Annotated in this window: 21 protein-coding genes and 1 tRNA gene; 7 read left to right on the top strand and 15 right to left on the bottom strand. The window is 72.4% G+C overall.

Translation table 11 applies throughout. The features are described from left to right. Positions 1 to 15: 15 nt before the first annotated feature. The 3 genes from ACIBSW_RS15365 to ACIBSW_RS15355 form a co-directional block, all read right to left on the bottom strand. Positions 16 to 966, bottom strand: a complete 951-nt coding sequence (locus ACIBSW_RS15365; protein WP_354721760.1) for a branched-chain amino acid ABC transporter permease — start codon at positions 964 to 966, stop codon at positions 16 to 18. 80 nt (positions 967 to 1,046) lie between these two features. Next, positions 1,047 to 2,210 (bottom strand): branched-chain amino acid ABC transporter substrate-binding protein, encoded by a 1,164-nt coding sequence (locus ACIBSW_RS15360; RefSeq protein ID WP_354721759.1) that lies wholly within the window; start codon positions 2,208 to 2,210, stop codon positions 1,047 to 1,049. A 218-nt stretch (positions 2,211 to 2,428) separates the two neighbouring features. After that, complete coding sequence (locus tag ACIBSW_RS15355) at positions 2,429 to 3,046, bottom strand: response regulator (RefSeq protein WP_354721758.1); 618 nt, start codon at positions 3,044 to 3,046, stop codon at positions 2,429 to 2,431. A gap of 131 nt (positions 3,047 to 3,177) precedes the next feature. Between ACIBSW_RS15355 and ACIBSW_RS15350 the strand changes: the two genes are divergently transcribed. The 3 genes from ACIBSW_RS15350 to ACIBSW_RS15340 all read left to right on the top strand — a co-directional run bounded on the left by ACIBSW_RS15350 (position 3,178) and on the right by ACIBSW_RS15340 (position 5,324). Next, positions 3,178 to 3,253: transfer RNA gene (locus tag ACIBSW_RS15350), tRNA-Leu, on the top strand. Between the two features lie 32 nt (positions 3,254 to 3,285). Then, positions 3,286 to 4,032: a helix-turn-helix domain-containing protein gene (locus ACIBSW_RS15345; protein ID WP_354721757.1), complete on the top strand. Its 747-nt coding sequence runs from the start codon at positions 3,286 to 3,288 to the stop codon at positions 4,030 to 4,032. Between the two features lie 197 nt (positions 4,033 to 4,229). Continuing rightward, the gene (locus ACIBSW_RS15340) at positions 4,230 to 5,324 is read left to right on the top strand and encodes a hypothetical protein (protein WP_354721756.1); all 1,095 of its coding nucleotides are present in this window, start codon (positions 4,230 to 4,232) and stop codon (positions 5,322 to 5,324) included. 39 nt (positions 5,325 to 5,363) lie between these two features. Here the strand turns inward: ACIBSW_RS15340 and ACIBSW_RS15335 are convergent, their stop codons facing one another. Both ACIBSW_RS15335 and pyk read right to left on the bottom strand, forming a co-directional pair. Then, complete coding sequence (locus ACIBSW_RS15335) at positions 5,364 to 6,248, bottom strand: acyl-CoA thioesterase II (RefSeq protein ID WP_354721755.1); 885 nt, start codon at positions 6,246 to 6,248, stop codon at positions 5,364 to 5,366. After that, complete coding sequence (gene pyk / locus ACIBSW_RS15330) at positions 6,245 to 7,693, bottom strand: pyruvate kinase (protein ID WP_354721754.1); 1,449 nt, start codon at positions 7,691 to 7,693, stop codon at positions 6,245 to 6,247. The genes ACIBSW_RS15335 and pyk overlap by 4 nt, the downstream gene beginning before the upstream one ends. A 298-nt stretch (positions 7,694 to 7,991) precedes the next feature. Between pyk and ACIBSW_RS15325 the strand changes: the two genes are divergently transcribed. After that, positions 7,992 to 8,165 carry a hypothetical protein gene (locus ACIBSW_RS15325; RefSeq protein ID WP_354721753.1) on the top strand — a complete coding sequence of 58 codons (174 nt, stop codon included), beginning with the start codon at positions 7,992 to 7,994 and terminating at the stop codon, positions 8,163 to 8,165. 39 nt (positions 8,166 to 8,204) lie between these two features. Here the strand turns inward: ACIBSW_RS15325 and ACIBSW_RS15320 are convergent, their stop codons facing one another. After that, positions 8,205 to 9,680: a glutamate synthase subunit beta gene (locus tag ACIBSW_RS15320; RefSeq protein ID WP_354721752.1), complete on the bottom strand. Its 1,476-nt coding sequence runs from the start codon at positions 9,678 to 9,680 to the stop codon at positions 8,205 to 8,207. Continuing rightward, the gene (gene gltB / locus ACIBSW_RS15315) at positions 9,673 to 14,241 is read right to left on the bottom strand and encodes a glutamate synthase large subunit (protein WP_354721751.1); all 4,569 of its coding nucleotides are present in this window, start codon (positions 14,239 to 14,241) and stop codon (positions 9,673 to 9,675) included. The genes ACIBSW_RS15320 and gltB overlap by 8 nt, the downstream gene beginning before the upstream one ends. A gap of 190 nt (positions 14,242 to 14,431) precedes the next feature. On the opposite strand from gltB, the gene ACIBSW_RS15310 reads away from it, so the two are divergent. Beyond that, the gene (locus tag ACIBSW_RS15310; protein WP_354721750.1) at positions 14,432 to 15,298 is read left to right on the top strand and encodes a GNAT family N-acetyltransferase; all 867 of its coding nucleotides are present in this window, start codon (positions 14,432 to 14,434) and stop codon (positions 15,296 to 15,298) included. Positions 15,299 to 15,301: 3 nt separating this feature from the next. Here the strand turns inward: ACIBSW_RS15310 and ACIBSW_RS15305 are convergent, their stop codons facing one another. The 5 genes from ACIBSW_RS15305 to trpC are packed head-to-tail and all read right to left on the bottom strand — an operon-like array spanning position 15,302 to position 20,508. Further along, positions 15,302 to 16,492 (bottom strand): NAD(P)/FAD-dependent oxidoreductase, encoded by a 1,191-nt coding sequence (locus tag ACIBSW_RS15305; RefSeq protein ID WP_354721749.1) that lies wholly within the window; start codon positions 16,490 to 16,492, stop codon positions 15,302 to 15,304. Between the two features lie 27 nt (positions 16,493 to 16,519). Further along, positions 16,520 to 17,614: a prolipoprotein diacylglyceryl transferase gene (lgt, locus tag ACIBSW_RS15300; protein WP_354721748.1), complete on the bottom strand. Its 1,095-nt coding sequence runs from the start codon at positions 17,612 to 17,614 to the stop codon at positions 16,520 to 16,522. Positions 17,615 to 17,648: 34 nt separating this feature from the next. Next, positions 17,649 to 18,455: a tryptophan synthase subunit alpha gene (gene trpA, locus ACIBSW_RS15295; protein ID WP_354721747.1), complete on the bottom strand. Its 807-nt coding sequence runs from the start codon at positions 18,453 to 18,455 to the stop codon at positions 17,649 to 17,651. Continuing rightward, on the bottom strand, positions 18,452 to 19,708 hold the full coding sequence (gene trpB, locus ACIBSW_RS15290) for a tryptophan synthase subunit beta (RefSeq protein ID WP_354721746.1): 1,257 nt from the start codon (positions 19,706 to 19,708) through the stop codon (positions 18,452 to 18,454). Before trpB ends, trpA begins: the two co-directional genes overlap by 4 nt. Then, positions 19,705 to 20,508, bottom strand: a complete 804-nt coding sequence (gene trpC / locus ACIBSW_RS15285) for an indole-3-glycerol phosphate synthase TrpC (protein ID WP_184996470.1) — start codon at positions 20,506 to 20,508, stop codon at positions 19,705 to 19,707. Before trpC ends, trpB begins: the two co-directional genes overlap by 4 nt. 385 nt (positions 20,509 to 20,893) lie before the next feature. On the opposite strand from trpC, the gene ACIBSW_RS15280 reads away from it, so the two are divergent. Then, positions 20,894 to 21,304, top strand: coding sequence for a hypothetical protein (locus ACIBSW_RS15280; protein ID WP_354721745.1), 411 nt, complete (start codon positions 20,894 to 20,896; stop codon positions 21,302 to 21,304). On the opposite strand, the gene ACIBSW_RS15275 is transcribed toward ACIBSW_RS15280, so the two are convergent. Genes ACIBSW_RS15275 through hisI form a run of 3 tightly spaced genes read right to left on the bottom strand, consistent with a single transcriptional unit; the run spans position 21,238 to position 23,752 of the window. Next, on the bottom strand, positions 21,238 to 21,813 hold the full coding sequence (locus ACIBSW_RS15275; protein WP_354721744.1) for a Trp biosynthesis-associated membrane protein: 576 nt from the start codon (positions 21,811 to 21,813) through the stop codon (positions 21,238 to 21,240). The two genes, ACIBSW_RS15280 and ACIBSW_RS15275, sit on opposite strands and share 67 nt — an antisense overlap. 11 nt (positions 21,814 to 21,824) lie before the next feature. After that, positions 21,825 to 23,369 (bottom strand): anthranilate synthase component I, encoded by a 1,545-nt coding sequence (locus ACIBSW_RS15270; protein ID WP_354721743.1) that lies wholly within the window; start codon positions 23,367 to 23,369, stop codon positions 21,825 to 21,827. Beyond that, the gene (hisI, locus tag ACIBSW_RS15265) at positions 23,366 to 23,752 is read right to left on the bottom strand and encodes a phosphoribosyl-AMP cyclohydrolase (RefSeq protein ID WP_354721742.1); all 387 of its coding nucleotides are present in this window, start codon (positions 23,750 to 23,752) and stop codon (positions 23,366 to 23,368) included. Before hisI ends, ACIBSW_RS15270 begins: the two co-directional genes overlap by 4 nt. A 207-nt stretch (positions 23,753 to 23,959) precedes the next feature. On the opposite strand from hisI, the gene ACIBSW_RS15260 reads away from it, so the two are divergent. Further along, on the top strand, positions 23,960 to 25,426 hold the full coding sequence (locus tag ACIBSW_RS15260; RefSeq protein WP_354721741.1) for a hypothetical protein: 1,467 nt from the start codon (positions 23,960 to 23,962) through the stop codon (positions 25,424 to 25,426). Positions 25,427 to 25,527: the final 101 nt, after the last annotated feature.

The following is a 25,527-nucleotide window of genomic DNA, read 5'->3' as shown; positions in this document are numbered from 1 at the left end:
AACTTGTCGCCTCGGTCATGCCCTCGCCCTTCCGAGAGACTCGCCCAGCAGGCCCGTCGGACGGACCAGCAGGATCAACACGAGCAGCACGAACGACGCCGCGTGCAGCCACTCCGTGCCGAACAGCGACGCCGCGTAGTTCTGCAGCAGCCCGAGCAGCAGGCCGCCGACCAGCGCGCCGCGCAGGTTGCCGATACCGCCGAGCACCGCCGCCGTGAACGCCTCGATGCCCAGCAGGAAGCCGGCGTCGAAACGCGTGACACCGACCTTCAGGTCGTACATCACCGCCGCGATGCCGGCCATCAGACCGCCCAGCAGGAAGACTAGCGAGATCACGCGGCCCTTGTTGACGCCCATCAGCGCCGCGCTGTCCGGGTTCTGCGCCACCGCGCGGATGCCACGGCCCAGCCGGGAGCTGTTGATGAAGCGGTCGAGCGCGAACATCATCACGAGCGCCAGCACGATGATCAGAATCTGCAGATTCGTCACATGCATGTTGCCGATCACGAAGACGTCTCGCGGATGGATCAGCGCCGGCACCGGCTCGATGTTGCGCTGGGTCATCACGCCGACGGTCTCGGAGATGAACAGAGACGCGCCGATCGCGGTGATGAGGAACGCCAGCGGCGGCGCGTTGCGCTTACGCAGCGGGCGGTAGGCGATGAATTCGACACCGAGCGCCGTGATACCGGAGATGACGATCGCCGCCACCAGTCCCAGTACCAGCAGACCGATCACGACCGGAACGGACGGGATTGCCGTGTTCTGGTCGAGACCGAAGAGACCCCACACCCAGATGCAGGCGAAGGTGCCGAGCAGAAAGACCTCGGAGTGCGCAAAGTTGATCAGGCGGAGAACGCCGTAGACCAGGGTGTAACCCAGGGCGAAGAGCGCGATGATCGCGCCCTGGGCCAGGCCCGTGATCGTGAGCGGCCCGAAGTCCTGAATCAGACCGGAGAAGTTCACAAGGGGCTCCTGAAACGAGAAGGTCGGTGCGGCCGGAGATCATCCGGCCGCACCGGCCCTACGAAAAGTGACTCAGCCGATCAGACGGCCGGGACCTCTTGGTCCGCGATCGTGTTGCCGGTCGCGTCGAACTTGAACGCCCACACCTTGATGAACTTGGGGTCGAGCTCACCGGTCGGGGTGAACTTGTAGGTGTTGGCGATGCCCTTGTACTCGGTCGCGCCGAGGTACGTGTTGAGCTTCTCCGTGGTGGTGTTGCCCGCGTCGATGCCCTGCAGCATGAAGTTGGCCGCGTCGAACGCGACGTCGCTGTAGGTACCGGCGTCGACGTTCCACTTCGCCTTGTAGTCGGTGACGAACGTGCCGCCCGCCTTCTCCGGCGGGGAGCAGGGGCAGGTCACGACGGTGCCGGTCGCGGCAGCGTTGCCCGCCGCCTTGGCCAGGCCCGGGTCCTTCATGCCGTCGCCGCCGACCAGGGTGCCCTTCCAGCCGGCCGAGGTCAGGGCCTTACGGATGAGGCCGGCGTTCTGGTAGTAACCGCCGTAGAACAGGGCGGTCGCGCCAGAGGAGACGACCTTCGTCACGAGCGCCGAGAAGTCGGTCTGCTTGCCGTCGGCCTCGGTCTTGTCCGTGGCGACGACAGCGGTGCCGAGGGTCTTCTTGACGACCTCGGCCAGACCGGCGCCGTACGCCGACTGGTCGTCCGCGACGAAGACCTTCTCGGCCTTCATCACGTTCTTGATGTAGTTACCCGCGGCGGGGCCCTGCGCGTCGTCGTTCGCGACCGCGCGGTGCCAGGTCTTCCAGCCGTTGGCCGAGAGCGAGACCCGGGTGGCCGACGGGCTGATCGAGGGGACGCCGGCCTGCTCGAAGATCGGGTCGGCAGCCTCGGACTCACCCGAGAACGCCGGGCCGACGATACCGATGATCTTCTTGTCCGCGACCAGGTTACGGGCCACACCGGGAGCAACGCCCGGGTCACCCTGAGAGTCGAACTTCGCGACCGTGATGCAGTCGGAGCCCTTCTTCTCGTTGTACTGGTTGATTGCCAGCTCGAAGCCCTGCTCGATGTTCACACCGAGGTTGGCCGCCGGGCCGGTCAAAGCGCCAAAGAACGCGAGCTTGTAGCCGCAGTTGCCACTGGCCGTGTCATCACTGCCGCTGTCGCTGTTGCAAGCAGCGGCACCGGCGATGAGGCCGACAACGGCCAACCCGCCGATGGCACGTACGAGAACCTGCCTCAAGGTTGGAACCCTCCTCCATACCGAACCCACCGAGCCACCGCAGGTCGAGTGGCACTTGCGCACCCGAACGACGCCGCTGCGCCCGTCATGGGGCCGGACGCTATCCCACACTCCGGCACGGGGGTAAGGGTTCGCACGGGCATTCACCGAACCGTTACGTGCGGTGATGCCGCGCCGGGGAAGGTGTAACAAACAGCCAGTTGGGCCGGGCCCGGCCGCTACGACGCGGGTACCCCGGGCGACTCCTCACCCTCCGCGAGGATCCGGTCCGCGACCTCACGCATAGTCATCCGGTGGTCCATCGCCGTGCGCTGGATCCACTTGAACGCCTGCGGCTCGGTCATCGAGTACTTCGTCATGAGCTCGCCCTTGGCGCGCTCCACCGACTTGCGCGTCTCCAGCCGGTCGGTCAGCCCGGCCACCTCGGCCTCGAGCGCCGAGATCTCCGAATACCGGGAGAGCGCGATCTCGATCGCCGGCACCAGGTCCGACTTCTGGAAGGGCTTCACCAGGTACGCCATGGCGCCGGCGGCGCGGGCCCGCTCGACCAGATCGCGCTGGCTGAACGCCGTCAGGATCACGACCGGCGCGATGCGCCCGCCGGCGATCCGCTCGGCGGCGGCCAGGCCGTCCATGATCGGCATCTTGATGTCGAGGATGACCAGGTCCGGCGTCAGATCCTCGGCCAGCCGGACGGCGGTCTCGCCGTCACCGGCCTCGCCGACGACGTCGTAGCCCTCCTCCACGAGCATCTCGGCCAGGTCCAGCCGAATGAGCGCCTCGTCCTCGGCGATCAGCACCCGCCTGCGCTCGGTGCTCGCTTGCGTGTCGGCCACGGAACTCCTACCCCCAACACTTCCGACGTCGCGACACCCGGGTATCTGGGTGCCGCCGTCCCCAGCGTAGTGGGTAGGCTGTCAGGTGCTCCGCCTGGAGTCGCCTACTCGGGACCGAACCAGGCGCCGTTGTCCCCGTATTCCAACGGCAGAGAAGATGGTCTCAAACACCATACAGTGTGGGTTCGAATCCCACCGGGGACACCAAAATTGTCGTACCCCTGGTCGATGATTCGCCAGTGCATCCGCCACATATTCGTGAGCGCGCAATCTCCATGAAATCAGCGGGCGTTCCGCTCGCCGAGATCTGCCGGACGCTCGGCATCCCCCGCAACACGGTGACCTGCTGGCTCTACCGCTCCCGACCCAAGATCAATTCGCCGGCCGATCGGTGCCCGTTCTGTGCCCGGCCCGCGCGGCTGCCGGCCCACCCGGCCGACTACGCCTACCTCCTGGGGATGTACCTCGGCGACGGCCACCTCCTGACGACCGGCCGGGTCCCGCTCCTGAGGGTGTCCTGCGACCTGCGTTACCCCGAGTTGATCGAGGAGGTCGGCCGGGCCATGCGGGCCTGTGGCGCCCGCACGGTCGGGCACCAGCGCCGCGGCGGGCGCGACGACGTGCGCTCCTTCTGGATGCATTGGCCGTGCCTGCTGCCCCAGCACGGCCCCGGCAAGAAGCATGACCGGCCGATCGTGCTCACCGATTGGCAGCAGCGCATTGTCGACGACTTTCCCGACAGATTCGTGCGCGGGCTTTTCCATTCCGACGGCTGCCGCACGGAGAACCGAATCGTCAGGGCCGGAAAGCACTACGCCTATCCCCGCTACATGTTCGTCAACAGGTCCGCGGACATCATGCGGCTATGCCGGTTGTCCCTCGACCGGATGGCGGTGCGCTGGCGCATGTGCAGTGCGATCCAGCTCTCGGTGGCGCGGCGGGCGGATGTGGCGATACTCGACCACTTCGTGGGACCCAAGCGCTGAGCCTTTTCGACGCTGCCGGGCAGCCGATGCCGTGCGGCCCGGGCCGCCCGGCTAATTCCGCGAAAGGCCGGTCTGCCGGTCTCGCCAGTGTTGTCATGGCAGTACCAGCACCGGTAGGAGGCTCCATGTTGTGGTCCGGCTCCGCCCCCTTGACCGTCGTGCGTGACGGTATATGGGGGTTCCTCCTGTTTTCGGGTGTGGCCTGGCTGGCGATCGCCTGGAGTGTGCTCCGCCTCGAGCCCGTCGACATCGTGACCGCGGCCGGCCTGGTGATCCTGTTCGGGGCGGTCACCGAGGCGATCCGCGCGCTCGCCGGCACCCGGACCTGGTGGCTGAACGCGGGCATGGCCGTGCTGTTCGCCCTCACCGGCGTGATCGTGCTGCTGGACAACGGCGGCTCCTGGGCCACCCCCGCGGCGCTGATCGGCTGGTACCTGATGGTGCGCGGCGCCGCCGACCTGGGCATCTCGATGATGACCCGGGAGACCGACCGGATCTGGGGCATGCTGACGGTCGTCGGCCTGGCCGAGCTCGCGCTCGGCTTCTTCGCCGCCAGCTCGTACGCGCGCACGGCCGAGGTGGTGATCCTGGTGCTGGGCGGCACGGCGCTGCTGCGCGGGGTGGCCGATCTCGTCGCCTCGCTGCGGCTGCATGAGTTCTCCGCGGCGATGGACGGCGAGCGGCTGCTGGAGCTGACGCCGGAGCGCGCGGTCGGGGTGGCCGGCTATTCGGCCGGGCTGACCGACTTCGAGGCGGGCCGCCCGCCGCGGGGTGCCCGCGCCCGGCACCGGGCCACGCCGACGACCACGGCCGCGGCCGCGCCGATGCCGAACCCGCCGATGCCGAACCCGGCGGCGGGCCCGCCGATGCCGGAGTGGCCGTTGACGCAGCCCCCGTCGACGCAGCCGCCGTTGACGGTGATGCCGGCCGCCGGGCCGCAGCCGGGATCGGGGGAAGCGCCGGCCGGCCGGCCGGACAGTTTCCACGACGAGGTGCTGCGGACCACGGCCGACCTGGACGCGATGCTGGCGCAGGCCGGGGTGACCGGCACGATGTCGCCGGGCCCGCTGCCGCACGCCGACGAGCGGATCGAGGTGCCGGACACCCCCGAGGGTGCGGAGCTGCCCGACCAGCACCAGGCCGCCGCCGCGGCCGCCGCGGCGGCGCAGCACCAGGCCGCCGAGGTGGACGACACGGCACTGCCGCTGCTGGACTCGGCGGCCCGGGCGGGCGAAACGGCCTCACCGGGCGCGGAAGACACGGCGATCATCGCCAAGCGCTGGGTGGACTGAACCAAACGCTGGGTGGACTGAACCAGGCGCTGACGGCGGCTACCGGGCGCCGACGCGGCGGAGCAGGCCCTCCTGTACGGCGCTGGCGATGTGCCGCCCGTCCTCGGTGAACATGCGCCCGCTGGCCAGTCCCCTGCTGCCGCTCGCCGAAGGGCTGCTGCAGTCGTAGAGGAACCATTCGTCCGCGCGGAACGGCCGGTGCAGCCACAGCGCGTGGTCCAGGCTGGCGCCGATCACCCCGCCGGGGCCCCAGACCTCGCCGTGCGTCGACAGCACCGCGTCGAGCAGCGACAGGTCGGACGCGTACGTCAGGGCGCAGGCGTGGATCAGCGGGTCGTCCGGCAGCGTGCCGTTGATGCGCATCCAGACCCGCTGCTCGGCGGACGCCTCCCGGTCGCCGGGCTGCACCCAGCCGGGGGTGCCGACGTAGCGGACGTCGATCGCCTGCGGCGCGGCCTTGAAGGCGGCCAGGCGTTCGGGGTAGCGGGCCAGCCAGTCGTGCATGGTCGGGGTCTCGTCCGGGCCGGGCACCCCTTCGGGCGCCGGGGTGTGGTGGTCGAGGCCCTCCTCGGCGTCCTGGAACGACGCGGACATGAGGAAGATCGCCTTGCCGTGCTGCTGCGCGGTGGCGCGGCGTACGGAGAAGGAGCGCCCGTCGCGGATGCTCTCGACGCTGAACTCGATGGGTACCGTCGGGTCGCCGGGGCGCACGAAGTAGCCGTGCAGGGAGTGCACCAGGCGCCCCGGGTTTACGGTGCGGCCGGCGGCGACGAGGGCCTGGCCGGCGACCTGCCCGCCGAAGACACGCTGGGCGCCGACCTGTGGGCTCTCGCCCCGGAACGTGGCCGCGTCGATCTGCTTGAGGTCGAGGACCTCGAGCAGCTGATCGACGGCGGCCTGTCCTACCAGTGGATCGGCGCTCACTTGGACCCGGAGACCGTCGCCGGGTCGACGAGCGAGCCGAGCTGGTGCACGCGCAGGGTGTTGGTGGAGCCGGGCGCGTTGGGCGGGCTGCCGGCCACGACGACGACGTACTCGCCGGGCTTGGCCAGGCCGAGTCCGAGCATGCTGCGGTCGACCTGGCGGAACATGTCGTCGGTGTGCTGGACGAAGTCCGTCAGGAACGTCTCGACGCCCCAGGAGAGTGCGAGCTGGTCGCGGACCTCGGGTACCGGGGTGAAGGCGAGCAGCGGGAGCTCGCAGTGCAGCCGGGAGAGGCGGCGGACGGTGTCGCCGGTCTGTGAGAACGCGACCAGGGCCTTGGCGCCGATGTTGCGGGCGATCCGGCTGGCGGCGACGGTCAGGGCGCCGCCGTGGGTGCGCGGGTCGTGCTGCAGGACCGGCACGCCGAAGTCGCCGTTCTCGGTGGTGCTGACGATCTTCGCCATGGTGCTGACGGTGAGGACCGGGTACTTGCCGACCGAGGTCTCGCCGGAGAGCATGACGGCGTCGGCGCCGTCGAGGACGGCGTTGGCGACGTCGGAGGCCTCGGCGCGGGTGGGGCGGGAGTTCTCGATCATCGAGTCGAGCATCTGGGTGGCGACGATGACCGGCTTGGCGTTCTCGCGGCAGAGCTGGACGGCGCGCTTCTGCACCAGCGGGACCTGGTCGAGGGGCAGCTCGACGCCGAGGTCGCCGCGGGCGACCATGACGCCGTCGAAGGCGAGCACGATCGCTTCGAGGTGGATGACGGCTTCCGGCTTCTCGACCTTGGCGATGACGGGGAGGGTCTTGTTCTCCTCGGCCATGATCTGGTGCACGAGCTTGATGTCGTCGGGCGAGCGGACGAACGACAGGGCGATCAGGTCGACGCCGAGGCTGAGGGCGAAGCGCAGGTCGGTCTCGTCCTTCTCGCTCATGGCGGGGACGCTGACGGCGACGTTCGGCAGGGAGACGCCCTTGTTGTTGCTGACCGGGCCGCCCTCGGTGACCAGGCAGCGGATGTCCTCGCCGTCGACGGCGGAGACCTCGACCGCGACCTTGCCGTCGTCGATCAGGAGGCGGTCGCCGACCTTCACCTCCTGCGGCAGCTTGGTGTAGGTGCAGCTGACCCGGTCGGGGGTGCCGAGGATGTCCTCGCTGGTGATGGTGACGAGGTCACCGGTGCGCCAGACGTGCGGGCCGTTGGCGAACCGGCCGAGCCGGATCTTGGGGCCCTGCAGGTCGGCGAGGACCGCGACGGCGCGGCCGGTCTCCTTCGCGGCGGCGCGGACCATGTCGTAGATCTTGCGGTGGTCCTCGTGGCTGCCGTGGCTGAAGTTCAGCCGGGCTACGTCCATGCCGGCCTCGACCAGCCCGAGCATGCGCTCGGGGGAGGCGGTGGCGGGACCCATGGTGCAGACGATCTTTGCGCGGCGTGTCACAGCCATCAGGCTAGTCTCTCTTTCGGATCGGCTCGCTGGCCGACCCCCGTCAGAAGGATGAACTGCGAATGGCGGCGCCCCGGTTCGTCCGTCGGGCGCGCGCTCGTTCAGCAAGGGTGGCGGGCGTCAGCGACCGCAATCGGCCTCAGCTTATCGGTCGGCTCCGGGCGTCCGCCGGGAGATGGCCCGACTGGCGTGTGCGCGCCGTGAACCCCTAAACCGCGCGCGGTGAACCCCTAAACCGATTGTCACGTGTTGATTGCACTCGGTTAAATGGGGTTGGCGTCGGACTGGGGGTACGGCGATGGCGATCCGGTGGTGGACCAGCAGGCGGCAGCGGGTGCTGGAGCGCGCGGCCCGCGAACAGGCTTACGAGAGCGACGCGGCGCGGCGGCGGCTGCTGCGCCACGCGGCACAGTGCGGCGGGGCCCGCGTCCTGCCCCGGCAGCGGACTGCCGCGACGGCGGTGCGGGTCTGACGATCGCGGGACGGCCGGGCCGCCCCGCGATCATCGGGTTCAGAAGGTGGCGGCCAGCGGCTGCGACGACGGGCTGACCGGTGCCGGCAGTTCGCCGAATCCGCCCAGGTAGGTGTGGATCGCCGCGGCGGCCGCCCGGCCCTCCGCGATGGCCCACACGATCAGCGACGCGCCGCGGTGCATGTCGCCGGCGACGAAGACCCCCTCGGCGCCGGTCTGCCAGTCGTCGCCGGCGTCGACGGCACCCCGGCGGTTGCGGGTCACCCCGAACTGGGTGAGCAGCGGCTGCTGCTCGGTGCCGTCGAAGCCGATGGCCAGCAGCACCAGGTCGGCGCGCAGGTCGCGCTCCGATCCCTCCTGGACGGTGACCGTCCGGCGGCCGTCGATGCGCTCGACGACGACGTCGGCGACGCGGACCGAGGCGACCCGGCCGCTGCCGTCGTCCACGAATTCCTGCACGGCGACGCCGAAGACGCGCTCGCCGCCCTCCTCGTGCGCCGGGTAGTTGCGCAGGATGACCGGCCAGGTCGGCCACGGGTGCAGCTCGCCGGCGCGGGCCTCGGGCGGCAGCGGGTACTGGTCGAGCTGGATCACGCCGGCCGCGCCCTGGCGGTGCGCGACGCCGAGGCAGTCGGCGCCGGTGTCGCCGCCGCCGATGATCACGACGTGCTTGCCGTTGGCGTCGATCGGCGTGGTGTCCTGCAGGCCGGCGACGACGCGGTTGGCGGGCACCAGGTGCTCCATCGCCAGGTGCACGCCCGCGAGCTGTCGCCCCGGGGTCTCGACGGTGTCGCGCCCGGCGAGGGCGCCGCAGGTGAGCAGCACCGCGTCGAAGCGTTCCCGCAGGTCGTCGGCGGTCACGTCGACGCCGACCTCGACGCCGACCTCGAAGACCACGCCCTCGGCCGCCATCTGGGCCAGGCGCTCGTCGATCCGCTCCTTCTCCAGCTTGAAGTCCGGGATGCCGTACCGCAGCAGGCCGCCGATCCGGTCGTCGCGCTCGTAGACGGTGACGGCGTGGCCGGCGCGGGCCAGCTGCTGCGCGGCGGCGAGCCCGGCCGGGCCGGAGCCGACGACCGCGACGCTGCGGCCCGACAGGACGACCGGCGGCTGCGGCACCAGGCCGGAGGCGAACGCGTGGTTGGCGATCTCCACCTCGACCTGCTTGATCGTCACCGGGTCGTCGGAGATGCCGAGGACGCAGGCGGCCTCGCACGGCGCCGGGCAGAGCCGGCCGGTGAACTCCGGGAAGTTGTTCGTCGCGTGCAGGCTCTCCGCGGCCGCCGCCCAGGCGTTCGTGCGGACCAGGTCGTTCCAGTCCGGGATGCGGTTGCCCAGCGGACAGCCCTCGTGGCAGAACGGGATGCCGCAGTCCATGCACCGGGTGGCCTGGTCGCGGATGAGCTCGCCGCCGGCCGGCGGGTACACCTCCCGCCAGTCGCGGATGCGGACCGGCACCGGGCGGCGCTTCGGCAGCTGCCGCTCGTAGCGCAGGAAACCGTTCGGATCAGGCACGGGTGACCCCCATAACCGCCTCGTCGATGTTCCGACCGGCGGCTTCGGCGGTCCTGATCAGCTCCATCACGCGCTTGTAGTCGCGCGGCACGACCGCGGTGAACTCCTCGACCGCGGTCGGCCAGTCCTTGAGCAGCCGGCCCGCGACGGCGGAGTCGGTCTCGGCGAAGTGCCGCTCCACCAGGGCGTGCAGTCGTTCCCGCTCCTCGTCGGTGAGCGGGGTGAGGTCGACCAGCTCGGGGTTGACCCGGCCCGCGTCGAGCTTGTGCACGAACGCGGTGCCGCCGCTCATGCCGGCCGCGAAGTTGCGCCCGACGGCGCCGAGCACGACGACGGTGCCGCCGGTCATGTACTCGCAGCCGTGGTCGCCGACGCCCTCGACGACCGCGGCGGCGCCGGAGTTGCGCACCGCGAACCGCTCACCTGCGCGGCCGCGCAGGAACACCTCGCCGCTCGTCGCGCCGTACAGGATGGTGTTGCCCGCGATGATGTTGTCCTCGGCGACGAACGGCGCGGTCGGCGCGGGCCGCACGACCACCCGACCGCCGGAGAGCCCTTTGGCCACGTAGTCGTTGGTGTCGCCGATCAGCCGCAGGGTCACGCCGCGCGGCAGGAACGCGCCGAACGACTGCCCGCCGGTGCCCCGCAGGGTGAACGCGATGGTGTCGTCGGGCAGGCCGTTGCCGCCGTAGCGGCGGGTGACCTCGCCGCCGAGCATCGCGCCGACGCTGCGGTGGTCGTTGCGCACGGCCACCTCGGCGCGGACCTGGGCGCCCGCCTCCAGCGCGGGGGCGGCGAGCGCGATCAGCTCGTTGTCGAGCGACTTCTCCAGGCCGTGGTCCTGCTTGACGATGCCGCGCCGGGCGGCGCCCTCGGGCAGCTCCGGCACGAACAGCACCGGCGACAGGTCGAGGCCCTTGGCCTTCCAGTGCGAGACGGCGGGCTCGATGTCGAGCAGCTCCGCGTGCCCGATGGCCTCGTCGATGCTGCGGAAGCCCAGCTCGGCGAGGTAGCCGCGGACCTCCTCGGCGAGGAACAGGAAGAAGTTCTCCACGAACTCGGGCTTGCCGGTGAACCGCTCGCGCAGCACCGGGTTCTGCGTGGCGATGCCGACCGGGCAGGTGTCCAGGTGGCAGACCCGCATCATGATGCAGCCGGACACGATCAGCGGCGCGGTCGCGAAACCGAACTCCTCGGCGCCGAGCAGCGCCGCGATGATCACGTCGCGGCCGGTCTTGAGCTGGCCGTCGACCTGCACCGTCACCCGGTCGCGCAGCTTGTTGAGCAGCAGCGTCTGCTGCGCCTCGGCGAGGCCGAGCTCCCACGGCGAGCCGGCGTGCTTGAGCGAGTTGAGCGGGGACGCGCCGGTACCGCCGTCGTGACCCGAGATCAGGATCACGTCGGCCTTGAGCTTGGCCACGCCCGCCGCGACGGTGCCGACCCCGATCTCGGAGACCAGCTTCACGTGTACGCGGGAAGCCGGGTTGACGTTCTTGAGGTCGTGTACGAGCTGCGCCAGGTCCTCGATGGAGTAGATGTCGTGGTGTGGCGGCGGCGAGATGAGCCCGACGCCGGGCGTGGCGTGCCGGGTCTTGGCGATCCACGGCCACACCTTGTTGCCGGGCAGCTGGCCGCCCTCGCCGGGCTTCGCGCCCTGCGCCATCTTGATCTGCAGGTCGTCGGCGTTGACCAGGTACTCGCTGGTCACCCCGAAGCGGCCGGAGGCGATCTGCTTGACCGAGGAGCGCCGCTGCGGGTCGTAGAGGCGCTCGACGTCCTCGCCGCCCTCGCCGGTGTTGGACTTGCCGCCGAGGCGGTTCATCGCGATCGCGAGGGTCTCGTGCGACTCGGCCGAGATGGAGCCGTAGCTCATCGCGCCGGTGGCGAAGCGCTTGACGATCTCGGAGGCCGGCTCGACCTCGTCCAGCGGGACGGCCTCGCGGTCCTTGAAGCGGAACAGCCCGCGCAGCGAGCCGGCCTGCTCGGCCAGGCCGTCGACCTTCGCGGTGTACTGCTTGAAGACGTCGTACTGCTTGCTGCGGGTCGCGTGCTGCAGCAGGAAGACGGTCTCCGGGTTGAAGAGGTGCACCTCGCCCTCGCGGCGCCACTGGTACTCGCCGCCGACCTCGAGGCGGCGGTGGCTGCGCTCGGCCGGGTTGCGCGGGTACGCCTTGGCGTGCCGGGCGGCGACCTCCGCGTGGATCTCGGCGAGGCCGGAGCCGCCGATGCGCCCGGAGGTGCCGGCGAAGTAGCGCTGCAGCAGCCGGTTGTCGAGGCCGACCGCCTCGAACACCTGCGCGCCGCAGTACGACGACACCGTGGAGATGCCCATCTTGGACATGATCTTCAGGACGCCCTTGCCGAGCGCCTTGACGTAGTTGCGGACCGCCTTCTTCGACTCCATGCCCGCGAGCGGGCCGGTGGCGATGAGGTCGTCGACACTCTCGAACGCCAGGTACGGGTTGACCGCCGCGGCGCCGTACCCGATCAGCACGGCCGCGTGGTGCACCTCCCGGCAGTCGCCGCTCTCCACGACGAGCGCCACCTGCGTGCGGGTCTGCTCGCGCACCAGGTGCTGGTGCACCGCCGCGGTGAGCAGCAGCGACGGGATCGGCGCCAGGTCCGCATTGGAGTCGCGGTCGGAGAGCACCAGGATGCGCACCCCGTCCTCGATCGCCTCGGACACGTGGCGGCAGATCTGCGTCAGCCGCGCCTTGATGCCCTGCGCGCCCTCCCGCAGCGGGTACAGGCCGGAGACCCGGACCGCCTTGAAGCCGGGCAGGTCGCCGTCCTCGTCGATGGAGAGCAGCTTGGCCAGCTCGTCGTTGTCGATGACCGGGTACGGCAGCACGATCTGCCGGCAGCTCGCCGGGCCCGGCTGCAGCAGGTTGCCCTCGGGCCCGATGGTCGTCGCCAGGCTGGTCACCAGCTCCTCGCGGATGGCGTCCAGCGGCGGGTTGGTCACCTGGGCGAACAGCTGGTGGAAGTAGTCGAACAGCAGCCGCGGGCGGGTCGACAGGGGCGAGATCGGCGTGTCGGTGCCCATCGAGCCGAGCGGCTCGGCGCCGCTGCGGGCCATCGGCGCGACCAGGATCTTCAGCTCCTCCTCGGTGTAGCCGAAGATCTGCTGGCGGCGCATGACCGAGTCGTGCGTGTAGATGATGTGCTCGCGCGGCGGCAGGTCCCGCAGATCGATCATCCCGGCGTGCAGCCACTCGTCGTACGGGCGGGCGGCGGCCAGCTCGGCCTTGATCTCGTCGTCGTGCACGATCCGGCCGGCCTCGGTGTCGACCAGGAACATCCGGCCCGGCTGCAGCCGGCCCTTGGCGATCACGGTGGCCGGGTCGAGGTCGAGCACGCCCGCCTCGGAGCCGAGCACGACCAGGTCGTCGCTGGTGTGCCACCAGCGGCCCGGGCGCAGGCCGTTGCGGTCCAGGACCGCGCCGATCAGGGTGCCGTCGGTGAACGCGACGCTGGCCGGTCCGTCCCACGGCTCCATGAGGCTGGCGTGGAAGCGGTAGAAGGAGCGCCGCGCCGGGTCCATGCCCAGGTCGTTCTCCCAGGCCTCCGGGATCATCATCAGCACGGAGTGCGGCAGGCTGCGCCCGGACAGGTGCAGCAGCTCCAGGACCGCGTCGAAGTTCGCCGAGTCCGACGCCTCCGGCGTGCAGATCGGGAAGAGCCGCTTGAGGTTGCCGGGCAGGTCCGGCGAGGCGAGCAGGGCCTCGCGGGCGGCCATCCAGTTCTTGTTGCCGCGGATCGTGTTGATCTCACCGTTGTGCGCGATGAACCGGTACGGGTGCGCCAGCGGCCACGACGGGAACGTGTTGGTCGAGAAGCGCGAGTGCACCAGCGCGATCGCGCTGTCCACCCTGGAGTCGGTCAGGTCCGGGAAGAACTGCGGCAGCTGGTCCGGCGTCAGCATGCCCTTGTAGGTCATGGTGCGGGCCGACAGCGACGGGAAGTACGCCGCGACGCCGCGCTGTGAGGTCTCCCGCTCGGCCTGCTTGCGGATGCAGAACGCCACCCGGTCCAGCTCGATGCCGGACAGCGGTGCGCCGGCCGGGCCGGCGGCGCTGCCGGTGAGCCGGTGCGCGGCGAGGAAGACCTGCTTGATCCGGGGGCGGGCCGCCTCGGCGGTCTCGCCGAGGCCGGACGGGTCGACGGGCACGTCTCGCCAGCCGAGGATGTCGCCGCCCTCGACCAGGGCGTACTTCTCGAAGACCGCGACCGCGCGGGCCGCCTCCGCCTCGTCGTTGGGCAGGAAGACCAGGCCGGTCGCGTACGCGCCGGCCGGCGGCAGGTCGAAGCCCGCCACCGCGCGCAGGAACACGTCGGGAACCTGGATCATGATGCCGGCGCCGTCGCCCGTGTTGTACTCGGCGCCGCGGGCGCCACGGTGATCGAGCCGGATCAGCGCCGACAGGCCCTTGGCGACCACGTCGTGTGAGCGCCGACCGTGCAGGTCGGCGACGAACGCCACGCCACACGCGTCGCGTTCCTGAGCCGGGTCGTACAACCCCTGAGGGTGCGGAAGAGCCACCGGGCCTCCGATCGTCACTGGTTTCCGTTCAAGGTCGGGACGACGTCGGCCCTGCAAAGTCACTAGAGTCTACGTTAGCCGTCACCGATCTCCGCCAGGTACGGATAGATCACACTTTTGCCCACCGATTTGTCATCGATGCGGCGCCGGGGGCGGTATGTCGTCGCCGGGGGAGAGACGACGCGGGCACAACGGGTAGTCTCGCGCGGTGGCGCTAGAGGATTCCGACGTCTTCACCCGGCTCGAACGTTTCTACGACGCCGTGCACCGCGACGCCGCCGTCGCGGAGGAGATCGGCGGGTTCGTGCTCTTCGTCAACGACGGCGGGGGTTGGCCTTTCTACGCCCGTCCCCGCCTGGGCGGCACGGCAACACCGTCCGCTGCTGATATTACCGCCGTACGGCAGCGGCAGCGCGATCTCGGCATCCCCGAGGCGTTCGAATGGGTGCACGAGACCACGCCGGACCTGCTGGCCGTCGCCCGCTCCGGCGGCCTGGACGTGCTGCTCGCGCCGCTGATGGTGCTGGAGAGCGCCGCGCTCGTGCCGGACCTGCCGCTGCCCGGCGCACAGATCCGGTTCCTCGACCCGTCCGCGCCGTCGTTCCGCGCCGACCTCGACGCCAGCCGCGCGGTCGGCCGGCTCGGCTTCGGCGCGCCGGCCAACGTCACCGCCGTGCAGGCGGGCTCGCTGGTGGTCGAGGTCGCCGGCCCGGAGCAGCGCGACGCGGTGCCCCCGCTCGGCGACGACGACGTGGCCCAGCTGACCCGCCGGCACTCCTCCGGCCGGCTGGTCAGCGCGGTCGTCGAGTCGCCGGAGGCGGGCATCCTGACCTGCGGGACGGCGCTGTGCGCCGGCGCGGTGGCCGAGATCGCCGGGGTGGCGACGCTGCCGTCGGCCCGCCGCCGCGGCTACGCGTCGCAGCTGACCGCGAGCCTGGCCCGGCGCGCCCTGCACGACGGCGCCGACCTGATCCTGCTCTCGGCCGGCGACGACGACGTCGCCCGGCTCTACTCCAAGGTCGGCTTCCGGCGCATCGGCACCGCCTGCATCGCCGAGCCGGCCGCCCTGCTGTAAGCCTCAGTCCGGGGGCTGCCAGTCCGCGGCGAGGCCGCGGGCGTGGCCGAGGATGCGAGGCCGCAGCGAGCCGAGCGCGGCGTTGCGCGCCCGCAGCGCCAGCCGGCCGCGCGCCTGCACGACCGCCGACATGCGGCGGGTCTGCCGGACCACGCTGGCCGTTCGCGAGCGCCGGGCCCGGTCGTACGCCTCGACGGCCGCACCGAGCTGCGCGCCGGGCGTGCACTCGGCGACCAGCGAACGCAGCGTCGCCGCGTCCTCGAACGCCAGGCAGGCACCCTGGCCCAGGTGGTGCGGCATCGCGTGCGCGGCGTCGCCGAGCAGCACCACGCCGCCCGTGCCGGCCCGGAAGCCGTACGCCCGCGGCAGCGGCCGCAGCTCCCGGACCTCCTGCGGCACCAGGTCCTCGGGCCGGGTCGCGGCCAGCAGCGCGCCGACCGGCGCGTGCCAGCCGGAGAACCAGCGCCGCAGCAGGGCGAGCTGGGTGGCGGCGGACTCGGGCCGGGGCGCGCCCGCCGCGGTGGCGACCCAGTAGACCCCGCCGCGGCCGGCGGCGTGCTCGCCGAGCGGCATGGAGACGAAGCGGTAGCCGGCGCCCAGCGTCTCGCCGCCGGCCAGCTGGTCCGCGGGCAGGTCTGGCACCCGGAAGCCGGGGATGACCGCCTGCCACGCGGCGAAGCCCGACCCGACGGCCACGGCCTCCGGCGCCAGCGCGCGGCGGACCGTGCTGTCGATGCCGTCGGCGGCGACCAGCAGGTCGGCCTCGAACACGGTGCTGCCGTCGCTGACGCTGGGCCGCTGGGCGCGGCCGGTGCGCACCGCGGTGATCTCGACACCGGTACGGATGTCGACCCGCTCGCCGAGCCCCGCGACCAGGGCGTCGTAGAGGTCCTCCAGGTGCACGACCGCCGGCGCGGGACCGGCACCGGGCCGGGCGCGGGGCGCGGCCAGCCACTGGCCGTCGGGCCGGCGCACCCCGCCGTCGGGCAGCGGCAGCGCGATCGCCGACCAGCCGCCCTGCGGGTCGAGGGCCTCCAGGGCGCGCCGCCCGTTGGGCCAGAGCACGAGCGCGGTCGGTGACGCGGCGACCCGCTCACCGCGCTCGAGCAGGGTCACCTGCCAGCCCTCGCGGGCCAGGGCACCGGCGGTGGCCAGCCCGGCCATGCCGGCACCGACCACCACGGCCGTACGCACGCCGCCGCCTCTCGCCTGTGCCGGCGGTCAGTGCTCGTCGGCGGAGGCGGACGCGGACGATCTGTCGTCGCCGTCGTCGTCCCCGGGCCCGTCGGTCGCCGCGGCCGCGGGCGCCTCGGGCGTCTCGGGCGGCAGGACGCCGGTGCGCTCGTACTCGCGGAAGCGTTCCTCGCTGACCACCTGGTACGCCTTCGGCGTCGTGGCGTGCGCCGGCGTGCTCTCCACGTCGGTCTTCGAGATGTCGTCGGCCGCGGCCGGCTCCGGCGCGGTGTCGGGCGCGTCGATCGGCACCACGTACTCGCGGGGACCCTTGACCAGGACGAAGTAGAGCAGCGCGCCGATGAAGACCACCACGGAGGTGAAGACGTTCAGCCGTACGCCGAAGAAGTGGTTGGCCTCGTCGACGCGCAGGATCTCGATCCAGGCGCGGCCGACGGTGTAGGCCATCACGTAGACCGCGAACGCCCGGCCCCGGCCGAACTTGAACTTGCGGTCGAGCAGGAACACCAGGCCGGCGACGCCGACGTCCCACAGCGCCTCGTAGAGGAACGTCGGGTGGTACAGGTCCGGCAGGGTCACGGGCTTGCCGTCGATGACCGTGGCGTGGCCCGGGTCCGAGCGGTCCATGTCGTGCACCCGCAGGCCCCACGGCAGGGTCGTGACGCTGCCGTACAACTCGTTGTTGAACCAGTTGCCGATCCGGCCGATCGCCTGCGCCAGCGGCAGCGCCGGCGCCAGGGCGTCGGCGAAGACGCTCAGCGGCAGGCCCAGCTGGCGTGCCGCGATCCAGGCGCCGACCGCGCCGCCGGCGACCGCACCCCAGATGCCCAGGCCGCCCTCCCAGATCTGGAAGATCCGGATCGGGTCACCGCCGGAGCCGAAATACTCCGTCGGCGAGGTGATGACGTGGTAGATCCGCGCGCCGATGATGCCGAACGGGACCGCCCACACGGCCATGTCCAGCGAGGCCCAGGGCGCCACGCCGCGGCGGCGCAGGCGGTACTCCATGACGAGGACGGCGACGACGATGCCCAGGACGATGCAGAGCGCGTACGCGCGCAGCGGCAGTCCGAGGACATGCCAGACCGATGTCGTTGGGCTGGGGATGGCGGCGAGGTTCACGCGGGCACCCTACCGCCGATCCCTGATTCGGCAATCATAAGGGCTTGGAAGCCCTTACACCTTCCGCCAATTCGGCGCTCAGCGCGCGCAGCCGGGCCAGGCCGGTACCCCGGTCGGGCGCGTCCAGGACGCAGCGGATCAGGGCGCTGCCCACGATCACGCCGTCGGCGAACGCGGCGACCTCGGCCGCCTGCGCACCCGTGCCGACGCCGAGGCCGACACCGACCGGCATGCCCGGGTCGACCGCGCGGACGCGGGCGACCAGCTCGGGAGCCTGCGACGACACCTGCGTGCGGGCGCCGGTGACGCCCATCAGCGCGGTCGCGTAGACGAAACCGCGGCACTGGCCGACGGTCATCGCCAGCCGGGCGTCGGTCGACGACGGCGAGACCAGGAACGTGCGGTCGATGCCGTGCCGGTCCGACGCGGCGATCCACTCCGCGGCCTCGTCCGGGATCAGGTCCGGGGTGATCATGCCGGTCGCCCCGGCCGCGGCGAGGTCGCGGGCGAACGCGTCGACGCCGTACTTCTCGACCGGGTTCCAGTAGGTCATCAGCACCACCGTCGCGCCGGCGTTCGCCACCGCCTCGATGATCCGCAGCGTGTCCCGGGTGCGTACGCCGGCGGCCAGGGCGATGTCGCTCGCCCGCTGGATCACCGGGCCGTCCATCACCGGGTCGGAGTACGGCAGCTCGACCTCGATGACGTCGCAGCCGGCCTCGGCCATGGCGACCATCGAGGCGATGCTGTCCTCGACGGTCGGGAAGCCGGCCGGCATGCACCCGACGAGCACCGAGCGCCCCTCGGCCTTCGCCTTGCCGAAGGTGTCCGCGATGCTCACGACTGCTCCCCCGGTACGAGCTTCTCAACCTGGTCGAGGATGCCGAAGTACGCCCCGGCGGTATGCACGTCCTTGTCGCCGCGACCGGACAGGTTGATCAGAATCGTCGGGGTGCGGCCGAGCTCGGCGGTCAGCTGCGGCACGATCCGCGCGGCACCGGCCAGCGCGTGCGCGCTCTCGATCGCCGGAATGATGCCCTCGGTGCGGCAGAGCAGCTGGAACGCCGCCATCGCCTCGGCGTCGGTGACCGGCTCGTAGCGGGCCCGGCCGGTGTCGTGCAGCCAGGCGTGCTCCGGGCCGACGCCCGGATAGTCCAGGCCCGCCGAGATCGAGTGCGACTCGATGGTCTGACCGTCCTCGTCCTGCAGCACGTAGGTGCGGGCGCCGTGCAGCACGCCCGCCGTGCCGCCGGTGATCGAGGCGGCGTGCCGGCCGGTCTCCAGGCCGTCGCCGCCGGCCTCGAAGCCGTACAGGCGTACCTCGGGGTCCGGGACGAAGGCGTGGAAGATGCCGATGGCGTTCGAGCCGCCGCCGATGCAGGCCGCGACCGCGTCCGGCAGCCGGCCGACCTGCTCGAGGCACTGCGCGCGGGCCTCGACGCCGATGCCGCCGACGAAGTCGCGCACGATCTCCGGGAACGGGTGCGGCCCGGCCGCCGTGCCCAGCAGGTAGTGCGTCGTGTCGACGCTGGAGACCCAGTCGCGCAGGGCCTCGTTGAGCGCGTCCTTGAGGGTGCGCGAGCCGTTGGACACCGGCACCACCGTCGCGCCGAGCATGCGCATCCGGGCCACGTTCAGCGCCTGCCGCTCGGTGTCCATCTCGCCCATGTAGACCACGCACTCGAGGTCGAGCAGCGCGGCCGCGGTGGCGCTGGCGACGCCGTGCTGGCCCGCGCCCGTCTCGGCGATGACCCGCGGCTTGCCCATCCGCTTGGCGAGCAGGGCCTGGCCCAGCACGTTGCGCACCTTGTGCGCGCCGGTGTGGTTCAGGTCCTCGCGCTTGAGCAGCACCTCGGCGCCGAGCGCCGCGGAGAGCCGCTCGGCGCGGTACAGCAGCGACGGCGTGCCCGCGTAGTCGCGCAGCAGCCCGGCGAAGCGCTCCTGGAAGACCGGGTCGGTCTTGGCCGACCGGTACGCCGCGTCGAGCTCGTCGAGGGCGCGCACGAGCGCCTCGGGAACGAAGCGCCCGCCGAACCGCCCGAAGTGACCGGCCAGGTCCGGCAGCACCGGCGTGCCGGCACCCAGGTCGCTCATCGCACCGGCCGCGGGGTCGCCGGGTGGTTGCCCGCGTTGACCAGCTCGGCGACGGCGTCGCGCGGGCTCTTCTTCGTGACCAGGCCCTCGCCGACCAGCACCGCGTCCGCGCCGGCCGACGCGTACCGGATCAGGTCGTGCGGGCCGCGCACGCCGGACTCGGCGATCTTCACGACGTTGTTCGGCAGGCCGGGCGCGATCCGCTCGAAGACGGACCGGTCCACCTCCAGGGTGCGCAGGTCGCGGGCGTTGACCCCGATGACCTGAGCGCCGGCGTCGAGTGCCCGGTCGGCCTCTTCCTCGTTGTGCACCTCGACGAGGGCGGTCATGCCCAGCGACTCGATGCGCTCCAGGAGGCCGACGAGCACGTTCTGCTCCAGCGCCGCCACGATGAGCAGGACCAGGTCGGCGCCGTGCGCACGGGCCTCGTGCACCTGATAGCTGGAGACGACGAAGTCCTTGCGCAGCACCGGCACCGAGACCGCGGCACGCACCGCGGCCAGGTCCTCCAGCGAGCCGCCGAACCAGCGGCCCTCGGTGAGTACGCTGATGCAGCGGGCGCCACCCGCCGCGTACTCGCCCGCCAGCTCGGCCGGGTCCGGGATGTCCGCCAGCGCGCCCTTGGACGGCGACGACCGCTTGACCTCAGCGATCACCGCCACGCCGGGCTTGCGCAGCGCGGCGTACGCGTCGATCGCCGGCGGGGCCGCCGCGGCGAGGTCACGCACCCGTTCCAGCGAGATCTGCTCCTGCCGGGCCGCGACATCCTCGCGCACTCCGGCGAGGATCTCCTCCAGCACGTTCTGCGGTCCTGCACCACGCTCCGCGGGTCCGCCACTGCCCGCTTCCGCCTGATCGGATGTCACCTAATGACTCCCCTCTCCGGGTGTCCTCGGCCCGATGCTAGGTGGCCGCCGACCGGTACAGGCCCCCGGGGTACGGCGCGCCCCGCGACGTGGACTGCGGCATAATGCCCTGCCGGACATCGCGTGTCTGTTCAGTCACATCTTCCTCCTGTGCATCTTCGGGCTAGCTGGGACCCCCTGGATGATCGGCTGACACCACTTGGCGTTGACGGTGGTGACATGGTTCGGAAATACGACACCGGCATCATGTGACTCGGGCAAACTGGTCGGCGGCACCGGGGAACGCCGGCCCCCGGTACGAGTCTTTGTGGAGTGGACCATGGCTGATGCTGAGCTTGGTTTCGCCGCCGTCTCCCGCGCGGTCGTCGCGGCGGCCGCGGACCTCGTCGCCGACGTCGAACGTCGCGTGATCGGGGATGAGAACGTGCGCACCGCCCAGGGCAACGCCTGGGCCGCGATGTGCGCCGACCGCGCCCGCGCACAGGCCCGCGCCGACGTCGACGCGCTGGTAGCGGCGCTCGCGGCCCGCGGCCCGCAGCCACCCCGGGGCGGCGCGCCGGCCGGCGGCACCGCACCGGACACCACCCACGGCGGCGGCGCGAAGCGCACCGGCGGCGGCAAGCACGCCGGCGGACGGGCGGACGGCGCGAAGCCGGCCCGCGGTCAGCGCGCGGTCGGGTCCTCGCCGCGGTCCAGCGCGTCCCAGGCCGCCCTGGTGTCCACCCGCTGATCGTCGTCCACCCGCTGATCGTCGTCCGTGCTCCGATCGGTGTCCGGCCGCGCCGGCGCCGCCCGGCGTTCGTAGCGCGCGCCCATGCCCGGCCACTCGTGGCCGTGGCGGGCCGCGGCCAGCCCGCCGAGCAGGATCAGCAGGCCGCCGGCGACGCAGGCGACCGGCCAGAACGTGGCGCCCGCGCCGGCTGAGCCGGTGTCCAGGCCCGCCCGGCCCGCGATCGCGCCCGCCGCGATGCCCAGGCCGGCGACGGCGAGCAGAGCGCCGAGCACCCGCCGGGCCAGACCCCGGGTGGCCGGCAGCGCGCCGGCGCCGGCGAGCGCGACCAGGGCCAGGCCGATCACCCACGGCTCGAGGTCGGCGCCCGTGCGGACCGCGCGCAGCGCCGACAGGCCGGGCCGCTCGGTGACGATCTCCGACCACGTCCGGGTGACACCGTAGATCGCCAGCAGCGCGCCCGCCGCGCAGAGCAGCACCGTCACCGTCAGCCGGCGCCCGGCGCTCATCCCGGCGCTCATCAACGGGCCGCGCGCAGCGTCTCGGCGGCGGCGATCGCGGCCAGCACCGCGGCGGCCTTGTTGCGGCTCTCCTGCTCCTCGGCGGCGGGGTCGGAGTCGGCGACGATGCCCGCGCCGGCGCCGACGTACGCGGTCCCGCCGCGCAGCAGCGCCGTGCGGATCGCGATCGCCATGTCCATGTCGCCGGCGAAGCCGAAGTAGCCGACCGTGCCGCCGTACAGGCCGCGGCGGGTCGGCTCGAGGCCCTCGATGATCTCCATGGCCCGGACCTTGGGCGCGCCCGACAGCGTTCCGGCCGGGAACGTCGCGGCCAGCGCGTCGAAGGCGCTGCGGTCCTCGCGCAGCTCGCCGACCACGGTCGAGACGATGTGCATGACGTGGCTGTACCGCTCGATGCGGGCGAAGTCCGGCACCTCGACGGTGCCCGCCCGGCAGACCCGGCCCAGGTCGTTGCGGCCCAGGTCGACGAGCATCACGTGCTCGGCGCGCTCCTTCGGGTCGGCGAGCAGCTCGGCGGCGAGCGCGTTGTCCTGCTCGGGCGTCGCCCCGCGCCACCGGGTGCCGGCGATCGGGTGCAGCAGTGCCCGGCGGCCGCCGCCGTCCTCGGCGCTGACCTTGAGGTGCGCCTCCGGCGACGAGCCGACGATGTCGAAGTCGTCGAAGCGCAGCAGGTACATGTACGGGCTGGGGTTGGTGGCCCGCAGCACCCGGTAGACGTCGAGCGGGTCCGCGTCGGTGGCCCGCTCGAAGCGCTGCGCGACCACGATCTGGAAGCACTCGCCGGCCCGGATCGCCTCCTTGGCCGCCTCGACCGCCTTCTGGTAGTCGCCCGGCGCGGTGCGGCTGATCACCTCGCCGGGCGGCACCCGCTCGACCGTGGAGATCATCGGCGGGGTCGGCCGGGACAGCGCGGTCGTCATCGCGTCGAGCCGCCCGACCGCCTGGTGGTAGGCCGCGCGGGCCGCCGCCGGGTCCGCGCCGGCGGGCAGGACCGCGTTGGCGACCAGGATCGCCGAGCCGTCGTAGTGGTCGAGCACCACCAGGTCGGTCGCGAGCATCATGCCCAGCTCGGGCAGGGGCACGTCGTTCGCGGCGAGCGACGGCAGCCGCTCGAAGCGGCGGACCAGGTCGTAGCTGAGGTAGCCGACCATGCCACCGGTCAGCGGGGGAAGATCGTCGCCCGCGCCGGGCTCGGGCGGGTCGGCCAGGGCCGCGACGGTCTCCCGCAGGGCGACCACCGGATCACCGGTCACCGGTACGCCCTCCGGCGGGCTGCCCAGCCAGACGGCCTGGCCGTCGCGCTCGACGAGCGTCGCCGCGCTGCGTACGCCGATGAACGAGTAGCGCGACCAGGCCGCGGTGCCGGCGCCCTGCTCGGCGGACTCGAGCAGGAACGTGCCCGGCCCGCCCGCGAGCTTGCGGTAGACGCCGACCGGCGTCTCGCCGTCGGCGAGCAGCCGGCGGGTGACGGGCACGACCCGGCGCCGGGCGGCCTGGACGACGAAACCGTCCTCATCGGGCGAAACCGCTCCGGTGGTGGTCACGGGCGCTCCTCCTGGTGTACGGGCAGGTTCTCGGAGAAGCAGGTGTGCGTTCCGGTGTGACAGGCCGCGCCGACCTGCTCGACCGTGACCAGCAGCGCGTCGCCGTCGCAGTCCAGCGCGACCGACCGCACGTACTGGTGATGACCCGAGGTGGCGCCCTTCACCCAGTATTCGCGGCGGCTGCGCGACCAGTAGGTCGCCCGGCCGGTGGACAAGGTACGGTGCAACGCCTCGTCGTCCATCCATGCCATCATCAGCACGTCGCCGGTTCCGTACTCCTGGACGATCGCGGCCACCAGGCCGCCGGAGTTACGGCGCAGGCGGGCGGCGATGGCCGGGTCCAGCGCGGATGCGGGTCCGTTCTCAAGGTCAGGTGCGGGCACAGTGTCAGATTGTCCCGCATCGCGTTCGACCGTCCACCTGGGCGTAGCGGTAACCCACGATCCGGTCACTGACGCGGACTGGGGGTGTGACCGGGCGGCGGATGACGGTACCGTCGTCGTGCGCCGCCTGCCCGGGTGCCGCGCCCGCCGGCCGCCCGGTCTCCCCCGGCGCGGATCGTGCCGTAACCGAAACGGGAGTCTTGACCAATGGAGCCGACGTCCGAGCCCGACCACAACCGCCAGGCGCGCGGCCTCGCCCGCTTCTGGCCGGTGCACGGTGCGGCCGCGCCGGCCCAGCGCCAGTCCGATGAGGATCCGGACGTGTCTCACACCTCCGGCGGCGCCGCCACGGCGCCCACCTCCGACCAGCAAGCCGGCGCCGCCGGCCCGACCGGGGAGCACCCGCAGGTGAGCGATCAGCAGTCCCAGCCGCAGGATGATCAGCAAGGGTCCGACGAGCCGGCGCAGAGCCCGTTCGCGCCGGGCCGGCCACACCCGGCGCTGACCAGCGACACCCAGATGGTCGCCCTCGGTTCCCGCCGCCCGGCCGACGCCCTGCTCAGCGGCGCCAACGGCTCCCGGTGGGGCAACCAGGTCGGCTTCGCACAGGTCGAGACGAACGGCCACCGCAACGGCGACGCCGGGCCCCGGCACGGCGGCGCCCCGATCGCCAACGGCCAGGCGAGCGCCACCGGCACGTCGCGGCCCGTGCCCGGATCCCGCTCGCCGTTCGCGCCGGGCGGCGACGACGGTCCCCCCGCGCCCCGCTCGCCGTTCGCCCCGGGCGGCGACGACGGCCCGCCCGCGTCCCGGTCGCCGTTCGCGCCGGCCGAGGAGGGCGCCCCGGCCGACCCGCCGTTCGCCGCGTCACCGTTCGCGCCGCAGGCCTCCGGCTCCGCGCCGGCGGCAAGCCCGGTCGCCGAACCGCCGGCCGCCCCGGCACACCCGCTGGACCCGGCGGCGCCGCTGCCCGGCATGGCGGCCGGTCTCCCGCCGGCCGTGCCCCGCCCGATCAGCGCGCAGCCCGCGGCCTCCGGCTCCGCACAGGTACCCGCGCCCAAGGCCGGCCGCCCGGTCAGCGCGCCGCCGGCCGCCGCCGAGCAGCCGCAGGCCACCCGGTCGGTGCCGCACACCCTCGCGACGGACCACGCGCCGACCCGGCTCGAGCCGAGCGGCTGGGCGACGGCCGGACCCCGGGCGGGCGCCTCCGCCAGCGCGGCCGTGCCGGTCAGTCCCCCGGCGGACGGCCGCGGCCTCGACGACGAGGACCGGGCACCGGCGCCGCGCCGGGCCGCGAGCCTCGACGACGCCGCCGAGGCGCCGGTCGGCCGGCGGGCGGCCCGGGCCGCCGCGGCGGCTGCCGCCGAGGCCGAGGCCCCGCTGCGCCCCGGCGACGTGCGCGAGACCTCGATCACCTTCTGGGAAGAGGCCGCCAGCGAGCAGTTCCGCACCGAATGGCACGAGATCAAGGCGCAGTTCGTCGACGACCCGGTCGCCGCGCTGACCCGGGCGCACGACCTGATCACCGAGGCCGTGCACGAGCTGACCGAGTCCATGCTGGCGGAGCGCGACGATCTCGATCCGCTGCGCGGCACGGGCACCCCGGACACCGAGAACATGCGCATGTCGATGCGGGGCTACCGCGAGTTCCTGGACCGCATCCTCGCCCTCTGAGCAACCGCAAAACCCGCAGAAGCCGCGAATCCCCTCCCCGGGGACCGCGGCTTCTGTCATTGGCGATTGCCCTGCGCGATGAATTCATCTAGCGTTGAAAT

This window comes from Actinoplanes sp. NPDC049668, from assembly GCF_044465445.1.
GTDB lineage: Bacteria > Actinomycetota > Actinomycetes > Mycobacteriales > Micromonosporaceae > Actinoplanes.
This window is presented reverse-complemented; position numbering and strand designations above follow the sequence as displayed.

Coding starts and splice junctions, on each gene's coding strand:
- pyk (WP_354721754.1), bottom strand. CDS start 7,693: ATGGCTGTGACACGCCGCGCAAAGATCGTCTGCACCATGGGTCCCGCC.
- ACIBSW_RS15325 (WP_354721753.1), top strand. CDS start 7,992: ATGGCGATCCGGTGGTGGACCAGCAGGCGGCAGCGGGTGCTGGAGCGC.
- trpB (WP_354721746.1), bottom strand. CDS start 19,708: ATGAGCGACCTGGGTGCCGGCACGCCGGTGCTGCCGGACCTGGCCGGT.
- ACIBSW_RS15280 (WP_354721745.1), top strand. CDS start 20,894: ATGGCTGATGCTGAGCTTGGTTTCGCCGCCGTCTCCCGCGCGGTCGTC.
- ACIBSW_RS15275 (WP_354721744.1), bottom strand. CDS start 21,813: ATGAGCGCCGGGCGCCGGCTGACGGTGACGGTGCTGCTCTGCGCGGCG.
- ACIBSW_RS15260 (WP_354721741.1), top strand. CDS start 23,960: ATGGAGCCGACGTCCGAGCCCGACCACAACCGCCAGGCGCGCGGCCTC.